The 18,596-nt window shown below is 37.6% G+C and carries 17 protein-coding genes, 1 tRNA gene and 1 rRNA gene; 13 read left to right on the top strand and 6 right to left on the bottom strand.

Going from position 1 to position 18,596, the window contains the following annotated elements; all coding sequences use genetic code 11:
• Positions 1-72 precede the first annotated feature (72 nt).
• The 5 genes from EFT72_RS12245 to EFT72_RS12225 form a co-directional block, all read right to left on the bottom strand.
• Positions 73-1,125, bottom strand: a complete 1,053-nt coding sequence (locus EFT72_RS12245; protein WP_124067210.1) for a MupG family TIM beta-alpha barrel fold protein — start codon at positions 1,123-1,125, stop codon at positions 73-75.
• A complete protein-coding gene (locus EFT72_RS12240) occupies positions 1,122-2,522 on the bottom strand; it encodes a PTS transporter subunit EIIC (RefSeq protein ID WP_124067209.1) in 1,401 nt (466 codons plus the stop codon). Before EFT72_RS12240 ends, EFT72_RS12245 begins: the two co-directional genes overlap by 4 nt.
• Positions 2,523-2,542: 20 nt before the next feature.
• Entirely contained in the window at positions 2,543-3,436 is an 894-nt protein-coding gene (murQ, locus tag EFT72_RS12235; protein ID WP_124067208.1) for an N-acetylmuramic acid 6-phosphate etherase, read from the bottom strand.
• Entirely contained in the window at positions 3,429-3,896 is a 468-nt protein-coding gene (locus tag EFT72_RS12230; protein WP_124067207.1) for a MurR/RpiR family transcriptional regulator, read from the bottom strand. Before EFT72_RS12230 ends, murQ begins: the two co-directional genes overlap by 8 nt.
• A gap of 172 nt (positions 3,897-4,068) precedes the next feature.
• Positions 4,069-4,698 (bottom strand): ECF transporter S component, encoded by a 630-nt coding sequence (locus tag EFT72_RS12225; protein WP_124067206.1) that lies wholly within the window; start codon positions 4,696-4,698, stop codon positions 4,069-4,071.
• Positions 4,699-5,159: 461 nt separating this feature from the next.
• On the opposite strand from EFT72_RS12225, the gene dnaA reads away from it, so the two are divergent.
• The 6 genes from dnaA to gyrA all read left to right on the top strand — a co-directional run bounded on the left by dnaA (position 5,160) and on the right by gyrA (position 13,767).
• Positions 5,160-6,527: a chromosomal replication initiator protein DnaA gene (gene dnaA / locus EFT72_RS12220; protein ID WP_124067205.1), complete on the top strand. Its 1,368-nt coding sequence runs from the start codon at positions 5,160-5,162 to the stop codon at positions 6,525-6,527.
• A gap of 258 nt (positions 6,528-6,785) precedes the next feature.
• A complete protein-coding gene (gene dnaN / locus EFT72_RS12215; RefSeq protein ID WP_124067204.1) occupies positions 6,786-7,907 on the top strand; it encodes a DNA polymerase III subunit beta in 1,122 nt (373 codons plus the stop codon).
• Between the two features lie 44 nt (positions 7,908-7,951).
• Complete coding sequence (locus EFT72_RS12210) at positions 7,952-8,161, top strand: RNA-binding S4 domain-containing protein (protein ID WP_124067203.1); 210 nt, start codon at positions 7,952-7,954, stop codon at positions 8,159-8,161.
• A gap of 8 nt (positions 8,162-8,169) precedes the next feature.
• On the top strand, positions 8,170-9,255 hold the full coding sequence (recF, locus tag EFT72_RS12205; protein WP_124067202.1) for a DNA replication/repair protein RecF: 1,086 nt from the start codon (positions 8,170-8,172) through the stop codon (positions 9,253-9,255).
• A gap of 40 nt (positions 9,256-9,295) precedes the next feature.
• Complete coding sequence (gyrB, locus tag EFT72_RS12200; protein WP_124067201.1) at positions 9,296-11,209, top strand: DNA topoisomerase (ATP-hydrolyzing) subunit B; 1,914 nt, start codon at positions 9,296-9,298, stop codon at positions 11,207-11,209.
• A gap of 14 nt (positions 11,210-11,223) precedes the next feature.
• Entirely contained in the window at positions 11,224-13,767 is a 2,544-nt protein-coding gene (gyrA, locus tag EFT72_RS12195) for a DNA gyrase subunit A (protein ID WP_124067200.1), read from the top strand.
• Between the two features lie 56 nt (positions 13,768-13,823).
• Here gyrA and EFT72_RS12190 read toward each other — a convergent pair whose 3' ends face one another.
• On the bottom strand, positions 13,824-14,192 hold the full coding sequence (locus EFT72_RS12190) for a hypothetical protein (RefSeq protein WP_124067199.1): 369 nt from the start codon (positions 14,190-14,192) through the stop codon (positions 13,824-13,826).
• A gap of 204 nt (positions 14,193-14,396) precedes the next feature.
• Between EFT72_RS12190 and EFT72_RS12185 the strand changes: the two genes are divergently transcribed.
• From EFT72_RS12185 to EFT72_RS12155, 7 genes are all read left to right on the top strand, one after another.
• Complete coding sequence (locus EFT72_RS12185; RefSeq protein WP_124067198.1) at positions 14,397-15,125, top strand: response regulator transcription factor; 729 nt, start codon at positions 14,397-14,399, stop codon at positions 15,123-15,125.
• Between the two features lie 88 nt (positions 15,126-15,213).
• Complete coding sequence (locus tag EFT72_RS12180; RefSeq protein WP_124067197.1) at positions 15,214-15,648, top strand: Rrf2 family transcriptional regulator; 435 nt, start codon at positions 15,214-15,216, stop codon at positions 15,646-15,648.
• Positions 15,649-15,758: 110 nt separating this feature from the next.
• Positions 15,759-16,601 (top strand): fumarate hydratase, encoded by an 843-nt coding sequence (locus EFT72_RS12175; RefSeq protein WP_124067196.1) that lies wholly within the window; start codon positions 15,759-15,761, stop codon positions 16,599-16,601.
• A gap of 24 nt (positions 16,602-16,625) precedes the next feature.
• Complete coding sequence (locus EFT72_RS12170) at positions 16,626-17,189, top strand: Fe-S-containing hydro-lyase (RefSeq protein ID WP_124067195.1); 564 nt, start codon at positions 16,626-16,628, stop codon at positions 17,187-17,189.
• Positions 17,186-17,899: a lysophospholipid acyltransferase family protein gene (locus EFT72_RS12165; protein WP_124067194.1), complete on the top strand. Its 714-nt coding sequence runs from the start codon at positions 17,186-17,188 to the stop codon at positions 17,897-17,899. Before EFT72_RS12170 ends, EFT72_RS12165 begins: the two co-directional genes overlap by 4 nt.
• Positions 17,900-17,984: 85 nt before the next feature.
• Positions 17,985-18,072: transfer RNA gene (locus EFT72_RS12160), tRNA-Ser, on the top strand.
• Positions 18,073-18,468: 396 nt separating this feature from the next.
• Positions 18,469-18,596, top strand: a 16S ribosomal RNA gene (locus EFT72_RS12155); the annotation flags it as partial.

The following is an 18,596-nucleotide window of genomic DNA, read 5'->3' as shown; positions in this document are numbered from 1 at the left end:
ATCCAAACCTACATTGTTATAAAAGTATTTCCATATCATACCAAGAAACTCAATTATAATATACACGATTCCCTAAATAAGTTTCACACCAAGTCCATTTTTTATGTATGGTAAATATTTTAGATCACTTTTTTCAATCTGTCCAATAATGATGACTCTTTCCTCTTTTGGAAGTGAAATTCGTGCAATCTCCAATTCTCCACAATACCGCAAAAACAGATGATTTGAAATAAAAATACTGCCAGGTTTCCTCTCCGTCACTGGATATTTTATTTCTTTAAAATCTTCCATCTTATAGGTTCGTGACTCTTGAGAACGAATGACATATTGACTGGAGTCTAGTCTGTCATGATGAATTATATTTCTGACAAATTCATAAGGGGTTCTGATATCTGCCTTTAGTTCTACATAATTGAGACTCAAATTTTTCATATGGTGCCAGGATATATCGTCAAGCTCCGGATCTCCAATAAGAACTACATCATTAGAACCTTCATAAAAAAGCTCTAACATATTTAAAAGCACATTATTTTTACACCACCGATGCGCTTCCACGGTTGGAAGCCCTTGAAACAGAGGACTCCTTAATGTTTTATTGCCCGGAACAAATGCCATAGTTGTAAAACCAAGCGATTTCAATTGCTGATTGATCTCTTTTACTCGTTGGATCGACAATCCAGTATAAGGCTTTGGGTAATAATTATGACACGCAGAAAACTTCGTAAAATCAGCCCCACACCTGCTCCATTCCAGAAGTTGATCCTCTGTAATAGTAGAAGCATTTAAAACAACATGAAGTTTTTGAGAGATCCGAATAATTTCATTTGCAGAAAATCCATAATCCAACCTTACATGGGTAATCCCAAATTCCTGTAAATCCTCAATTGTTTTAATTTCAAGTTTTTCTAAAGTTTCTGGTCCTACATCCACAATTAAATTTAGATTTCCTTCTTTGCAAAGTTTCAAAATCTTTTTTATATGGTTTGGATCATTAATGCTAGACTCTTCCGGAATGTGAAGTGAAGTAAATATATACTTTACTTCATTATGAATTGCCTTTTTTATAACCTTTTCATTTATAACCATGTCATTCGAAAAGTAAAAAGAAATTCCTGTATTTATCATTCTCCATAAACCTCATTGATCCTATCTTCATTCACTCCAAATAAATAAGTTACAAAAAATCCACCCGCATAAGCGGTTGCCATTGCAATTAAATATCCAATCTGCTGATTTGGCTGCACGATTAAAAGACCAAACAAACCAGAAACTCCCTGAGAAACCGTTCCTAGATGAAGAAGAGCTGCCACCGCTCCACCAAAACCTGCACCAATGCATGCAGTAAGAAAGGAGCGACCAAGAGGCAACGTAACTGCATACATCAATGGTTCCCCAATTCCAAGAATTCCCACTGGAATCGAATCTCTTATAAACCGTTTTAATTTTTTATTTTTTGTTTTAACATAGAGTGCAAAACCTGCACCGACCTGCCCACCACCTGCCATCATCAGAATGGGAAGTAAATAATTAATACCATTTGAAGGTCCTGCTGGATCATTTAACATTACATGGATCGGTGTCAATGCTTGATGTAATCCTACTGAAACAAGAGGAAGAAATCCTCCAGCCAGAACATAACCTCCAAACACACCCATTTTTTCGTACACAAAATTCAAAACAGCATAGATTATTTTAGTTAATCCTGAACCCAGTGGTTGAATTACTAATAAAGATACGATTCCACCAATTATTACTACCAACAGTGGACTTGCAAACGTATCAATAAGATCAGGCATCCGTCTGCGAATCTTTTTCTCCAAATAAGCAAAAAAAACGCCTGCAATCAGTGCCGCTAACAACCCACCAGAGGATGGGTTAAATACAGCATTTGTAATTGGAAGGGAAATTTGTGCTTCCTGATACGTTGCAAGCAAAGGCATGGATGGATTGGATATTGACATGGCCCCGGCAATCGCCCCAAGAACACCAGACCCACCAAATTCTTTTGCCGCATTGAAGCCAACCAGAATTGGCAGGTAGGCAAACATTGCCCAGCCCATCGTACGAATACATTCGTACCACCACACACCAGAAAGAGTTCCATGGGTAGAAACATTAATTACATTACAAGTACCATTAATTAAACCAGCAGCAATAATACCCGGCAGTAAAGCAATAAATATATTAGCAATTCTTTTTAAAAACGCTTGAACAGGCTTATTATATTTTGCTTTTTGAGCCGCTTTGTTTTCTTTTGTTACTTTATTGATCTCTGTACTCCCAGACAATTGGTCTAATTCTTCTCGTACTTTATTTACCTTACCTGGTCCAAATACAATCTGAATGGTATCGCTTTGTACCACCCCCAAAACACCATCAATCTTTTTGATCTCTTCCACATCCACCTTAGAAATATCTTTTAACTCCACACGTAGTCTAGTCATACACGCTGCGTAAGAAATAATGTTTGATGCTCCACCCAGAAACGTAATTAAATAATTACCAATCTCCTTATAATTCATATCCCTTCTCCTTATTTGAATTATTTTAAAGCATTTCTGATTTTCCCTCTCGATTGTTCGAGCTTTTCCTCTGCTTCTTTTACTGTGCAGTTTAACAAAATCATGATGATTGCGGTTTTTACATTTCCACTTGCTTTGTCAATTGCAGTTATTCCCTCATCTCGATTACATCCAGTAATCTCCATTACAATATTTTGAGCTCTTTCTTTAAGTTTTAAATTACTTGGCTGAACATCAACCATAAGATTTTCATATACTTTTCCAATCTCAATCATACTTCCAGTTGAAATCATATTTAATACCAATTTCTGCGCAGTCGCAGCTTTTAATCGAGTGGATCCGGTAAGCACTTCCGGACCTGAAATCGGTTCAATTGCAAGTTTTGCTACTTTTCCAATTGCCGAATCTTTATTACATGCGATTGCAACCGTCAAACACCCAACGGAATTTGCATACTGCAAACCATGGATCACATAAGGGGTTCTTCCAGATGCCGCCAAGCCAATTACAATGTCCTTTGAGGAAAGGAAAATTCTTTTTAAATCTTCTTCACATAAAGTCTCACTATCTTCCGCTCCTTCTACTGCTTTTATAAAAGCTCTATCACCTCCCGCAATTAAGCCAGTTACCATATTAGGTGGAACACCAAAAGTTGGGGAACATTCTACTGCATCAAGTAAACCAATCCGCCCAGATGTTCCAGCTCCTATATAAATGATTCGACCACCTCCCCGTAGACTTCCAGAAGCCCATTTGATTGTAGTTGCAATTTCAGGAAGTACCTCCTGTACGGCTTTTACAACCTTTTCATCTTCTTTATTCATTATCTGTGCAATTTCAAAGGAAGTCATTTCATCCAGATTCATCGTATTCATATTACGCATTTCGGTTGTCAGTTTTGACAAATCAATCATGTTCTGTTCCTCCATTTTTATGTATATGTGTTTTTCGAAATTGATTCATACAAAAATCATAATTTTTATTTACATATGCAGTAAATAAAATGTCTACCACATTAAGTTGAGAGATGCGTGATGTGTTTTCTAGCGATTCTATGTTTTTTATTGTGACTTTATAGATGATTTCATCAACGGTATCCTTTTGAGTTATTTTTTCAAATGCAATTTTACTACTCTCCTGAAAAAGTGCAATTTCATATGCCAAGGTAGTTTGAAAATCTTTGTATCCAGTACAGCCTAGTTTCTTACATAATCGTACAATGGTGGCAGGGGATACATAAGTTTCTTTTCCCAATTCCTTTATGCTTTTCCCCAGTATTGTTTCAGGATTCTTATGCATTTTTTTAATCAACTCTTTCTCAACAGCACCTGCTTTCTGAACATAATCATCAATTCGAACTAGTAATCCTTTCATATAATCCCCCCTTTTTCTATTAACTAATTATATTTTATCTTAATTGTACTATATTTTCAATACAACCAGTGATTTGTGAAACATATTTTCAATACATGATGACTTTTTTACATAACAATAGAATTATTTATATTTTTACACAAAAAAAGGCAGCGATTGCTGCCTCTAAAATTTAACGATTCATTGCCTTAACCAGTGCTTGGGTCACAGCCACTGTTAATATAGCTGCCAAAATGGCCTCTGGAACTCCATTGATACAAATAATTCCAATGATCACACCGTAAAGACCTTCTGTAATTCCTTTCGCTGCATGTCCATATTCTTTTCCAAAAAATAAGTAAATCAGATTCATTACCAGTATCGTATTGGTTAATGATCCAGCGATTCCTGCCACTGCCAAAGCAACCGCTCTCTTACCCTTTTTCTCTTTTAACACCTTCATGACAGCCCAAAATACATAATATGCTACGATTCCAATAAGGATTCGAGGCACCATGCAAATGATAAGACTACCAAAATTCCCTCCGTACTCTCCCATTTTTACAAATGGAGAAAAGACAAACGAAGTGGGATTTGGCATATTTGTGTTCTTCCACAAACTTGTAAGTCCAAACACCATTCCCAAAAATCCGCCATATTTTGGTCCAAGAATAATGGCTCCAATTATGACTGGTACGTGAATAATCGTGGCATTCATAAATCCCAGCGGGACATATCCAAACGGTGTGAATGCCAACATGACAATAATGGCAATAAATATAGATGCCAGCGCCATATTTCGCGTTTTGTTAAATGCAATCATGTTTTCCTCCTATGCTACTGTTCTTTCTATAAGATACAATGCAACTGGTTACATCTGCATTATACATAGCTACCTTTTATTCGTCAATCTATGTCCAAAAAATAGCACCTATTTTGTTAATTTACATAAAGTTATCAACACTTTGGGGATAACTTGTGGATAACTCTATGGATATAATCTTGATAACTAAAAGCTTGTACACAGGCACGTTCTCCATTTCCCATAAGTAAAGTATTTCCCGAATGTGAATAAATATAGTTAGCAAACTGTATTTTAATGTGGACAACTACCTCTGCGGATGCTTATCAACAAGACATACACATGTAATTCACATCCTCTACACATACTTATCCACAATTTTTTTCTATTATCATTGAAAATTAATTCAAAATAGTATAGAATGAACAGTAGATTGGGCGAATACGCATATTTTCATTTAATATAGATGTAGGAGACATACAATGTTAGAAAAGTTAAAGGTAAAATGGGACGAAATCTTATTGAATTTGAAAGAAGAACACGAAATTACGGACGTGTCTTTCAAAACTTGGCTTCTCCCACTAAAAATTTATGCCGTAAACGGTGATAAAGTAATCGTTACGGTACCGGATGTGGAGTTTTTAGGATACATCCGCAAAAAATATGGGTTTCTTCTTAAAATCACCATCGAAGAAGTGACTGGCTTTGAGTGCAACGTTGATTTCGTTGTTGAGAATCAGATTCAAACGGATACTGCTCCTGCAGGTAACACACTAATCGCCAATTCGAATTCCATCAGTCAAACTGCCATTACAAACGCAAACCTAAATTCAAAGTATATTTTTGATACTTTTGTGGTCGGAGCCAATAACAATCTGGCGCATGCCGCATCTTTAGCGGTGGCAGAATCACCCGGAGAGATCTACAACCCTCTCTTCATCTACGGAGGCGTAGGACTTGGAAAAACCCACCTGATGCACTCCATCGGACACTTCATCTTAAAGAATAATCCGAGAGCAAAAGTTTTATACGTTACAAGTGAAAAATTTACAAACGAGCTCATCGATGCCATCCGGAATAAGAATAACTTCTCACCCACTGAATTTCGGGAAAAATACCGAAATAACGATGTTCTGCTCATTGATGACATTCAGTTTATTATAGGAAAAGAAAGTACACAGGAAGAATTCTTCCACACCTTTAACGCATTATATGAATTGAAAAAACAGATTATCATATCTTCCGATAAACCACCAAAAGAGATTGAAACCTTAGAAGAACGACTTCGCTCCCGGTTTGAATGGGGGTTAACCGTGGACATACAGTCCCCCGATTATGAGACTCGGATGGCCATCCTCCGCAAAAAAGAAGAGATGGAAGGCTATAATATAGACAACGAAGTGATCAAATACATTGCAACCAACATCCGCTCAAACATCCGGGAATTGGAAGGTGCACTCACAAAGATTGTTGCACTCTCTCGGCTTGATAACAAAGAAATTACAGTAGAACTGGCGGAAGAAGCCCTAAAAGATATTATTTCCCCTAATGACAAACGAGAAGTTACTCCAGAACTGGTGATCCAGGTTGTTGCTGATCATTATGGACTAACTCCTCTTGATATCTGCTCTCAGAAGCGGAATAAAGAAATTGTATATCCCCGTCAGATTGTTATGTACCTTTGCCGGGAGATGGTTGGTACCCCCTTACAGATGATCGGAAAATTCTTAGGAGGCAGGGACCATACCACCATTATTCACGGAATTGATAAGATAACGACTAACCTAAATAAGAACGAAACTCTAGGTAATACCATTGAGATATTGAAGAAGAAAATTAATCCACAATGAGATGTGTATCTTCTGTGAATTACATGTGGACAAATAAGAGGCTCAAAATGCTTCTCATGGTGATGTGGATAACCTTAGAGTTTTCCTTTCGTTTTGTGGACGTTATTCACACCGTTATGAACACAGAAAACTCTGCCTTTATAACGCTTATCAGGGCTTTTACACAAACCCACAGCCCCTACTACTATTACTACGGAATTTAATTATATTATTTATCTATATTTTGTAATTTCTAGAATAAAGGAGTTATCAACAATTATGAAATTAACATTTAAACAAGATGCGCTTTTAAACAGCATAAACATCGTATTAAAAGCAGTACCAAGTAAAACAACCATGGACATCTTAGAATGTATTTTTATGGATGCCAGTAGTTCGGAAATCAAACTAACTGCCAATGACATGGAACTTGGAATTGAAACAAAAGTAGAAGGAACCATCCTCGAACGAGGTAAAATCGCACTGGATGCAAAGCTTCTTTCTGAGATTGTTCGAAAGCTATCATCCGCAGGTGATTCCATGGTTACCATCGAAAGCGACGAAAAGTTCACAACCACCATTACCTGTGAAAACTCAATCTTCCATATACAGGGACGGGATGGAGAAGAATTTGCCTATCTTCCATACATTGAACGAGATCACTATATTAGTTTGTCTCAGTTCTCTTTAAAAGAAGTAATTCGTCAAACCCTATTTTCCATTGCTCCAAACGATAGCAATAAGATGATGACAGGTGAACTTTTCCAGGTTACTGGGAATCAATTGAAAGTCGTTTCCTTGGATGGGCATAGGATCTCCATCCGAAATATTGAATTAAAAGATACCTATCATGATATAAAAGTCATTGTTCCTGGCAAGACTCTAAGTGAAGTAAGTAAAATTGTAGGGGGAGACAATGAAAAAGAAGTTTTGATCTTTTTTAGTACAAACCATATTTTATTTGAATTTGATGATACAATTGTAGTATCCCGTTTGATTGAAGGTGAGTATTTCCGCGTTGACCAAATGTTGTCTAGTGATTATGAAACAAAAACCACTGTAAACAAAAAAGAATTATTAGATTGTTTGGATCGGGCAACGATTCTTGTGCGTGAGAATGATAAAAAGCCTTTGATCATTAGCATTGAAGATCAGGAGATGCAGCTTAAGATGAAATCCAGTTTTGGTTCCATGAATGCAGAGGTTGCAACCCATAAAACTGGAAGCGATATCATGATAGGGTTTAATCCTAAATTTTTAATCGATGCATTGAGGATTATTGATGATGAAGATGTAACACTTTACATGCTTAATCCAAAATCTCCTTGTTTTATCCGGGATGAAGAGGGAAAATATATCTATTTGATACTGCCTGTAAACTTTAATGCAGCATCCGTTTAATAGGAATAATAGAATCAAAATGCATGGGCAATAGAAAGGATAATATGGAAATCATAAAACTTAGGGAAGAATATATCAAATTGGGTCAGGCTTTAAAAGCCGCTGGTCTTGTAGGATCCGGTGTAGATGCAAAACATGTGATCGAGGATGGTCTTGTATGTGTAAACGGTCAAAAAGAGTACCAGAGAGGGAAAAAGCTACATGCTGGTGATGAGGTTACTTTTGGCGGAAATACCATAAAAATAGAGGAATAAAAACATCCATGTTCATTGAATCGATAGAGCTGAAAAATTATCGCAACTATAATGAATTACATATGGATTTTAGTGAGGGAACCAATATTCTTTATGGAGATAATGCCCAGGGGAAAACCAATGTCCTAGAAGCGATCTATGTCTGTGCTACGACTAAATCTCATAAAGGCAGCAAAGATAAAGACATGATACAGTTTGACAGGGAAGAGTCGCATATTAAGTTAAACGTTAGAAAGAATAACGTTCCATACCGAATTGACATGCATCTTAAAAAAAACAAAGCAAAAGGCGTGGCAGTTAACGGCGTACCCATCCGGAGAGCCAGTGAATTATTTGGAATTGTTAACGTTGTGTTTTTTTCTCCAGAGGACTTAAATCTTATAAAAAACGGCCCGGCAGAAAGACGTCGCTTCGTTGATATGGAATTATGTCAACTAAATAAACTATATGTACACTCCCTGGTTCAATACAATCGGATTGTGGTACAGAGAAATAAACTATTAAAAGATATGGCCTTCCATCCGGATTATGAGGAGACCCTGGATATATGGGATATGCAGCTAATCCAGTATGGGAAAGAAATCATTGAATACAGGAAAGAATTCGTGGAAAATATTGGTGAAATCATAGAACCCATCCACGCAAAACTTTCCGGAGAAAAGGAATCTCTTCGCATCCTTTATGAACCAAATGTTCAAATGGATGCGTTTGAAGATACATTAAGACGTAGCAGGAAACAGGATTTAAAGCAGAAAACCACTCTGACCGGACCCCACCGGGATGATTTAAGCTTTCAGGTTAATGGAATTGATATTCGTAAGTTCGGTTCCCAGGGTCAGCAGCGGACTGCTGCTTTATCCCTGAAACTTGCAGAAATTGAACTAGTTGAAAATATCGTACATGATTATCCCATTCTTTTGCTAGATGATGTGCTGTCTGAGCTTGATCATGGCAGACAAAATCAGTTGCTGGCAGGAATCAATCATATACAAACCGTAATTACCTGTACGGGTCTAGAGGAATTTGTCAACGAACGATTCCGAATTGATAAAGTTTTTCGGGTAATAAGCGGTACAGCAGGCAGTGAGAATTAGTAATAACCCAAATTAACGATTCAGGAGGAAGCATGCGAATATGAGTCAAGAATATGGTGCAGATCAAATCCAGATATTAGAGGGTCTTGAAGCGGTAAGAAAAAGACCTGGTATGTATATTGGAAGTACGTCTATTAGGGGACTTCATCATCTGGTATACGAAATTGTGGACAATGCAGTAGATGAAGCTCTTGCAGGGTATTGTGATAGTATAGACGTCACAATTCATGAAGATAACTCGATTACAGTTATAGATGATGGGCGAGGAATTCCGGTTGGCATTCAGAAAAAAGCTGGTATTCCCGCTGTAGAAGTTGCATTTACTATTCTTCATGCCGGTGGTAAATTTGGCGGCGGAGGATATAAAGTTTCAGGAGGTCTTCACGGCGTTGGAGCCTCGGTAGTGAATGCACTTTCTACTTGGTTGGAAGTAGAGATCCGTCAGGAAGGCAAAATTTACAAACAACGTTATGAAAAAGGAAAAACCAAATATCCTTTAAAGATAGTAGGCGATTGCGGATTTGAAGAACATGGAACGAAAGTTACATTTCTTCCCGATGATGAGATTTTTGAAGAGACCACTTATGAATACGATACGTTAAAGGTTCGTCTCAGGGAAACTGCGTTCTTAACAAAAAACTTAAAAATTATTTTAAGAGATGAACGAGAAGAGAAACACGAACACGTTTTTCATTACGAAGGTGGGATCAAAGAGTTTGTTCATTACTTAAACAAAGGAAAATCATCTCTTTACAGTGACGTATTTTACTGTGAGGGAACCAAAGACGGTGTATATGTAGAAGTTGCCATGCAGCATAACGATTCTTATACAGAAAATATATATAGTTTTGTCAATAACATTAATACGCCAGAGGGAGGAACTCATCTGGCAGGATTTAAGAGTGCACTCACTTATACCATTAATGATTATGCAAGAAAGAATAAACTGTTAAAAGAAAGTGAGACCAATCTTTCCGGAGAGGACATCCGAGAAGGATTAACTGGTATTATCAGTGTTAAGATTGAAGAGCCTCAATTCGAAGGTCAGACGAAACAAAAATTGGGAAACAGTGAAGCCAGAGGAGCCGTTGATAACATCCTTAGGGAACAAATGACATATTTCTTAGAACAAAATCCAAGTATTTCAAGGATTATTTGTGAGAAATCCATTATGGCACAGCGGGCCAGAGCGGCAGCAAGAAAAGCAAGAGACCTAACCAGAAGAAAAACAGCACTGGAAGGAATGGCTCTTCCTGGTAAACTTGCTGATTGTTCGGATAAGAATCCGGAAAACTGTGAGATCTATATCGTCGAAGGAGACAGTGCTGGTGGTTCTGCTAAGACAGCCCGTTCAAGGAATACACAGGCAATCCTCCCCTTAAGAGGTAAGATTCTTAATGTAGAAAAAGCAAGATTAGATAAAATTTATGCCAATGCTGAGATCAAAGCTATGATTACTGCATTTGGTACCGGCATACAGGAAGATTTTGATGTTACTAAATTAAGATATCATAAAATTATCATTATGACCGATGCCGACGTAGATGGTGCCCATATCAGTACATTACTGCTTACATTTTTATATCGCTTTATGCCAGAATTGATTCACGAGGGTCATGTATATCTGGCACAGCCTCCTCTCTACAAAGTTGAAAAGAATAAAAAAGTATGGTACGCATACACAGACGAGGAACTGGAAGCAATTTTAAAAGAGGTGGGTCGTGATACGAATAATAAGATTCAGCGTTACAAAGGTCTTGGAGAGATGGATGCAGAACAGTTGTGGGAGACCACAATGGACCCAGAAAGAAGGATTCTTCTTCGAGTGAATATGGAAGATGATTCCCAGGCAGAGGTGGACTTGACATTCACCACGCTCATGGGGGATCAAGTAGAGCCAAGACGTGAATTTATCGAAGCGAATGCCAAATACGTAAAGAATCTTGATGTTTAATTGGAGGAAATAAAATGGAACCAAATATCTTTGATAAAGTTCATGACGTGGACTTAAAAAAGACCATGGAGAAATCGTATATTGATTATGCCATGAGTGTCATTGTTTCCAGGGCACTGCCTGATGTAAGAGACGGTTTGAAGCCGGTTCAGAGAAGAGTCCTGTATTCCATGATCGAGCTTAATAACGGTCCGGATAAGCCTCACCGTAAATGTGCCCGTATCGTGGGTGATACCATGGGTAAATACCATCCTCACGGGGATAGTTCTATCTATGGAGCATTAGTAAATCTTGCACAAAGCTGGTCAACCAGATATCCATTGGTGGATGGGCATGGAAACTTCGGATCCGTGGATGGAGACGGCGCAGCTGCGATGCGATATACGGAAGCTCGTTTAAGTAAGATATCCATGGAAATGTTGGCAGATATCAATAAAGATACGGTAGATTACAGCCCAAACTTTGATGAGACAGAAAGAGAACCAGATGTTCTTCCGTCTAGATATCCCAATTTGCTGGTGAATGGAACCTCTGGTATTGCGGTTGGTATGGCAACGAATATCCCACCTCACAATATAAAAGAGGTGATTGGAGCGGTTGTTAAAATCATTGATAACCAGGTGGAAGAAAATAGGGAAACCACTATGGAAGAGATCCTTGATATTATAAAAGGACCGGATTTTCCAACTGGAGCAACCATCCTCGGAAGAAGAGGAATCGAAGATGCATATCGCACTGGGAGAGGTAAAATTCGTGTTCGAGGTGTAAGTGACATTGAAACGATGCCCAACGGAAAAAGCCGTATCATTATTACAGAACTTCCTTACATGGTAAACAAAGCCCGTATGATCGAAAAGATCGCTGAACTGGTAAAAGATAAAAAAATAGACGGGATAACAGATTTAAGAGATGAGTCTGACCGTTCCGGTATGAGAATCTGCATTGAGCTTCGCCGGGACGCCAATGCAAATGTCATTACCAATTTGCTGTTTAAACATACCCAGCTTCAAGATACCTTCGGTGTAATTATGCTTGCTCTTGTAAAAAATTACTCTGGGACTCTAGAGCCAAAAGTTTTAAACATCCTTGAGATGCTTAACTATTATCTGGAACATCAGAAAGAAGTTGTTACTAGAAGAACCCGCTATGATTTAAATAAAGCAGAAGAAAGAGCACATATCTTAGAAGGTTTGTTGATTGCACTGGATAATATTGACGAAGTCATTAAAATTATTCGCGGATCGCAGAATGTTCAGGCAGCAAAAGTAGAACTTATGAGTCGCTTTGGTTTAAGTGATCCTCAGTCACAGGCCATTGTAGATATGCGTCTAAGAGCACTCACCGGTTTGGAACGGGAGAGACTTGAGAATGAATATAGAGAGCTGGAAATTAAAATTGCTGAATTGAAAGCGATTCTTGCAGATGAAAAGAAACTTCTAGCAGTAATCAGAGAAGAAATTTCCTTTATATCAGCCAAATACGGGGATGAAAGGAGAACTTCCATTGGTTTTGATGAATTTGATATGTCAATGGAAGACTTGATTCCAGAAGAGAATACAATTGTTGCAATGACAAAGTTAGGATACGTGAAACGTATGTCAATTGACAACTTTAAGAATCAGAATAGAGGTGGCAGAGGGATCAAAGGAATGCAGACCATTGATGAAGATTACATTGAAGATCTGATGATGACAACCACGCATCATTATCTCATGTTCTTTACCAATACTGGCCGGGTATACCGGTTAAAAGCCTATATGATACCAGAAGGAAGCCGAACAGCGAGAGGAACTGCTATCGTAAATCTGTTGCAGATGCTTCCTGGTGAGAATATTACTTCTATCATCCCAATGAAAGAGTACGAAGACAACAAATTCTTATTAATGTCTACCAAAAACGGTATGGTGAAAAAAACACCAATGATGGATTATGCAAATGTTCGTAAGAATGGACTTCAGGCAATCGTTCTTCGGGATAATGATGAATTAATTGAAGTAAAGGCAACCGACAGCACCAAAGATATTTTCCTGGTAACAAAAAAAGGACAGTGCATTCGGTTCCACGAGAATGATGTACGAATAACAGGCCGGGTATCCATTGGTGTTATCGGTATGAAACTGAACAAGGATGATGAGGTTGTGGGGATGCAGATGGATTCTCAAGGACCGAAATTATTGATCGTTTCTGCAAATGGTATGGGAAAACGTACCCCAATCGAAGAATTTTCACCTCAGAGAAGAGGCGGTAAAGGGGTTCTGTGCTATAAGATCACGGATAAAACCGGAGATATTGTAGGAGCGAAGTTGGTTGAGGATGATCATGATTTACTTCTTATTACCAACGAGGGTATCATAATTCGTATTTCAGTCAATGATATTTCGGTTATCGGAAGAAATACGTCCGGTGTAAAACTTATGAATATCAATCAGGATACAGACATCAAGGTGGCAAGCATTGCCAAAGTTCGTGATGACGAAAACAAAACTGAGGATGAAGTGTTAGAAGAAATCGAAGGGGAAATTACAAGTGAGATTGTAGAGACTCCCGAAATAGATTAAAAAAAGGAGCTGCGCATGAGATGATTTAAGTCATCTGTGCGCAGCTCCTTTAAAAATTACTGTTCCTGTTGTACAAAATACATTTTGGAACCAGCTACTTCTACAAGTAACTTAGAATCTTCAATTGGACATTCAAGAGTCTCACCATCTGATTTTATTGTAATGGTATCATCTTTCTCTGTCCAGGTTCCATCTCCTTTTGTATCGCCAAAGTTTAAAGTGACTTTCTTTTCTTCAAACTTAATTGTGGAATCTGGCATTGCATTTTTTAAGGTATCCCCTTCAATGGTTATTCCTTGAGCTTCAACAGAATCCAGAGTCCAGGTTGTTCCAACATATTTGGATTGATTTTTTGCTCCACACCCCATTAACATTGTTCCAAGAATCATAATAATTGCAAGTAAAATTGATGCTTTTCTCTTCATACTTAACTCCCTTATTCATATATTATTTTTTATACATATTATATTACATAAAATGTATCTCCAAAAGTTTATTATATTCCATAATGAGGGTCAATAAATCCGGTGTAAAATGCAATTTATAGGTGCAAGGAGCGAATTATTTGTTTAAAAACTTGTTATATTGTGATATACTGGTTAATAAAATCGAAAAATTGGGAGTTTAACATGAAACTTGTAATTTTAGAATCCAATGCTTATGACCGAAATATTCTGAGTTACATATTAGACCAGTACTTGCATAATAAACTGATTCATTATTCCTTACAGGAATTTTCCAACGAAAAAGACATGTTTGAAACAGTTGATTTTCAATGTGAACAACTACCATGTTGTTTCATTCATCTATCAGAGACTGAGTATGATGGTTTCTTAGTGGCGCAGAAAATACGCAAATTAAATCCGAACAGTATAATCATGTTTACCTCTAGCAGCGAGTGCCATGCTATCCATGCGTATCAAATGTTGGCGGAGGGGTATCTTCTAAAGCCTGTAGGAAAAAAGCAATTAGGGGAAACTCTGGATAAATGTTTGGATCAAAGAAACTATATTTACAAAAAAATCAGGGTTCGATCCGAATATATGAATATGAACATACCGCTAAAAAATATTATGTATATTGAGGTATTTAACAAAACTTGTGTCATCCATACAAAGGAAAAATTAATTGCTAGTTGTATTCCACTGGTTGAGTTGGAAAATCAACTGAAAAAAGAAGGATTTCTACGTTGTCATAAAAGCTATCTTGTGAACATGCGTTATATTGAAACCTGTGGGAAATCTGGATTTTATCTATATAATAAGCAATTTATTCCCATTTCCAGAAGAGAAAGCCTCAAACATCGGGAAACCCACTTAAACTGGTTATTGAATCAACTTTCTATATACCGGACTTGACAGAAAGAAGACAAATTGATAAGATACAAACTGAAACCACAACGATTACAGAAACAAAAGTTAAGATAGAAAAGAATGGGGGATTCCTATGACAAGCGAATTTGCAGTTGCAATTCATGGACTTGTTTTTTTGAATCAAAGAAAAAGTACAACATCCAGTGAAGAATTAGCAGCCAATGTGTGTACGAACCCTGCCCGTGTCAGAAAAGTATTAGCAAAACTAAAAAAGGCAGGTATTGTAGCTACGAAAGAAGGACTTGAAGGAGGGTATCATCTTGCAAAGGACCCATTAAACATCACTTTAAAGCAAATTTGCGATGCACTGGAAGTAAAATTTGTATCTTCCTCTTGGAAATCAGGAGATGAAACAAATCCCTGTATGATTGCCTCTGGTATGGCAGGAGTGATGGATGATCTCTATGGAGAGTTAGATGATCTTTGCAAAAAACGGATGGAACAGATAACGATCAAGGACATTCACGAATCATTGGTACGAAAAAAGTTAAACTCACTAAAAAGCTGACAGGTATAGACGCATGCGCCTTCCTATCAGCTTTTTTTACTTGATTTCAGGACATGATTCTATTATGATAATAAAAAGGCAGTTGACTCATGATTTTTCTGGAGGAAAATATGATTAGAACCATAAATGCGCAAGAGATTGCGAATAATATCAAAGAAATGTGTATCGAAGCAAACCATAGACTTTCTAAGGATATGGAAGATGTTTTTTTTGATGCAGCTTTAAAAGAGAAATCCGAGTTGGGATTAAAAGTTCTTAGTCAGTTAAAAGAAAACTTAATAATTGCAAAGGAAGAGTGGATTCCCATTTGTCAGGATACCGGAATGGCCGTTGTCTTTTTGAAAATTGGGCAGGACGTTCATGTGGAGGGTTTAAGCATAACAGATGCAGTAAACAAGGGAGTAAGAGAAGGATATGCAGAAGGGTATTTAAGAAAATCGGTAGTTAGTCCTTTGGATCGTATCAATACAAAAGACAACACACCAGCGGTAATTCATTATGAGATTACGGATGGGGATCAGATTGAACTAACCGTAGCACCCAAAGGGTTCGGAAGTGAAAATATGAGCCGTATTTTTATGTTAAAACCTTCGGATGGATTAGAGGGGGTAAAAAAAGCAATTTTAACCGCAGTTGAAGAAGCAGGCCCCAATGCATGTCCTCCTATGGTGGTAGGTGTAGGAATTGGAGGAACGTTTGAAAAATGTGCATTGTTGGCGAAAACTGCCTTAACAAGAGATTTAAATCTAACATCTCCTTCTTCTTATATAAGAGAACTTGAAAAAGAACTGCTGGAAGCGATCAATAAACTGGGAATTGGACCGGCAGGATTGGGAGGAAGTACAACGGCTCTGGCTGTTAATATTGAAACCTATCCCACACACATAGCAGGACTGCCAGTAGCGGTTAATATTTGTTGTCATGTAAATAGGCATATTCATAGAGTTCTATAATTTAGAAGAAAGAAGGGGAAAGAGATGGATTATCAATTAAAAGCACCAATCCGTCCCGAGGATGCAAAAAAATTAAGAGCAGGCGATTTTGTTTATCTAACAGGAACAATCTATACTGCCCGGGATGCCGCCCATAAAAGAATGAGTGAGACATTGGCTGAGAAGAAGCCTCTTCCATTTGATATAAAAGGAGCGATTATTTATTATATGGGACCATCTCCAGCAAGAGAAGGAAGGCCAATTGGTTCCGCAGGTCCCACCACAGCAAGCCGTATGGATTATTATACTCCCCAACTTCTTAATATGGGATTAGGAGGGATGATTGGGAAAGGCAAAAGAAACAACGATGTAATAGAAGCAATGGTTAAGAATGAAGCGGTTTATTTTGCAGCCATTGGAGGAGCAGGTGCTTTGTTATCTAAATGTATTCAAATATCTGAAGTAATTGCCTATGAAGATTTGGGGACAGAAGCCATCCGTCGTCTTTGCGTAAAGGATTTTCCTATAATTGTTATTATAGATAGCAAAGGCAATAATTTATATGAAACAGCAATAGAAAAATACAAAGAAGAACAGGAGAATACATGAACCGAATTGTTTACATGGTAATCCGTAACTTCATCCAGGTACCCATCTGGTTTCACCATATCTTGAAATTTGGTCGTCCAGGAGATAACCATACTCTTCGAGAAAGATATGATTATATCCGAACGGTTGTAAAGAAGATTAATAAGTCAGGAAAGGTAGATGTCATAATTCATGGGATTGAAAATCTACCATCTGATAATGGTTTTATTCTTTTTCCAAATCATCAGGGACTTTTCGATATGCTTGCATTGATGGAAGCCTGTCCCAAACCGATTAGTATTGTAGTGAAGATAGAGGCTTCGAAACTTATACTTGTTAAGCAGGTAGTGGAAGCTTTGGAGGGGTTTTTTATAGATCGCAAAGATATAAAGTCGTCTATGAAGATTATATCAAACATGTCAGATCAGGTGAAGAAGGGAAAGAACTATGTTATATTCCCAGAAGGAACCCGTAGTAGAGAAGGGAATAAACTACTTCCATTTAAGGGAGGCACTTTTAAAAGCGCAGTGAATGCAAAATGCCCAATAGTTCCAGTGGCTCTAATTGATAGTTTCAAACCATTTGATGTGAACTCTTCCAGAAAACAGAAAGTGGAAGTCTGCTTTCTAAATCCCCTTTATGAAGAAGATTATAAAAATTTAAAAACAGTTCAGATAGCAGAAAAGGTACATGATACGATACAGGATGAAATTAATCAAAAAATGGGTTGACAAGTCGAATTATTTTATGTATAATTGTCAATGCGTCTGGAAAAGATATACAGGAAGGACGAATCATACGGAGACTATGAACTACGGAGAAATACTCAAGAGGCCGAAGAGGCGCCCCTGCTAAGGGTGTAGGTCGGGTGACCGGCGCGAGGGTTCAAATCCCTCTTTCTCCGCTCATTTCCAAGTGATTATTTTTTTGCTCAGGGCAGTAAAAAAAGTAGTTGACATGGGATTGAAGATATGATAAGCTATACCAGCTGTCGAAAAACAGCGAAACAATGAAACGATGAAATAGCAAAAAAAGAAAAATAAAAAAGTGTTGACAAAACAGAAACGAAATGATATACTTAATGAGTTGCTGTTGAGGCAACAAAGCAAAAAAAGCACTTTGAAAACAGAAGATTGAACAGTATGTAAAACCCTGAAAATTCGAATAAAAGTCATGTTTGATGACTTTGAATGAGAAATTCAGAACGAATACAAGTAATTGTATACGAACCAAACAACAAGTAAAAACGGGAAATAAATTAGCTAGTTAGTTGATTTTGACCGTGGATTGAACAACCATTTAATTTGAGAGTTTGATCCTGGCTCAGGATGAACGCTGGCGGCGTGCTTAACACATGCAAGTCGAGCGAAGCACTTTAAAGGAAGTTTTCGGATGGAATTTAAAGTGACTTAGCGGCGGACGGGTGAG

It is taken from the genome of Clostridium sp. E02 (genome assembly GCF_003833015.1).
Taxonomy (GTDB): domain Bacteria; phylum Bacillota; class Clostridia; order Lachnospirales; family Lachnospiraceae; genus Lacrimispora.
The sequence above is the reverse complement of the archived record's forward strand: the minus strand, read 5'-3'. Positions and strand labels throughout refer to the sequence as shown.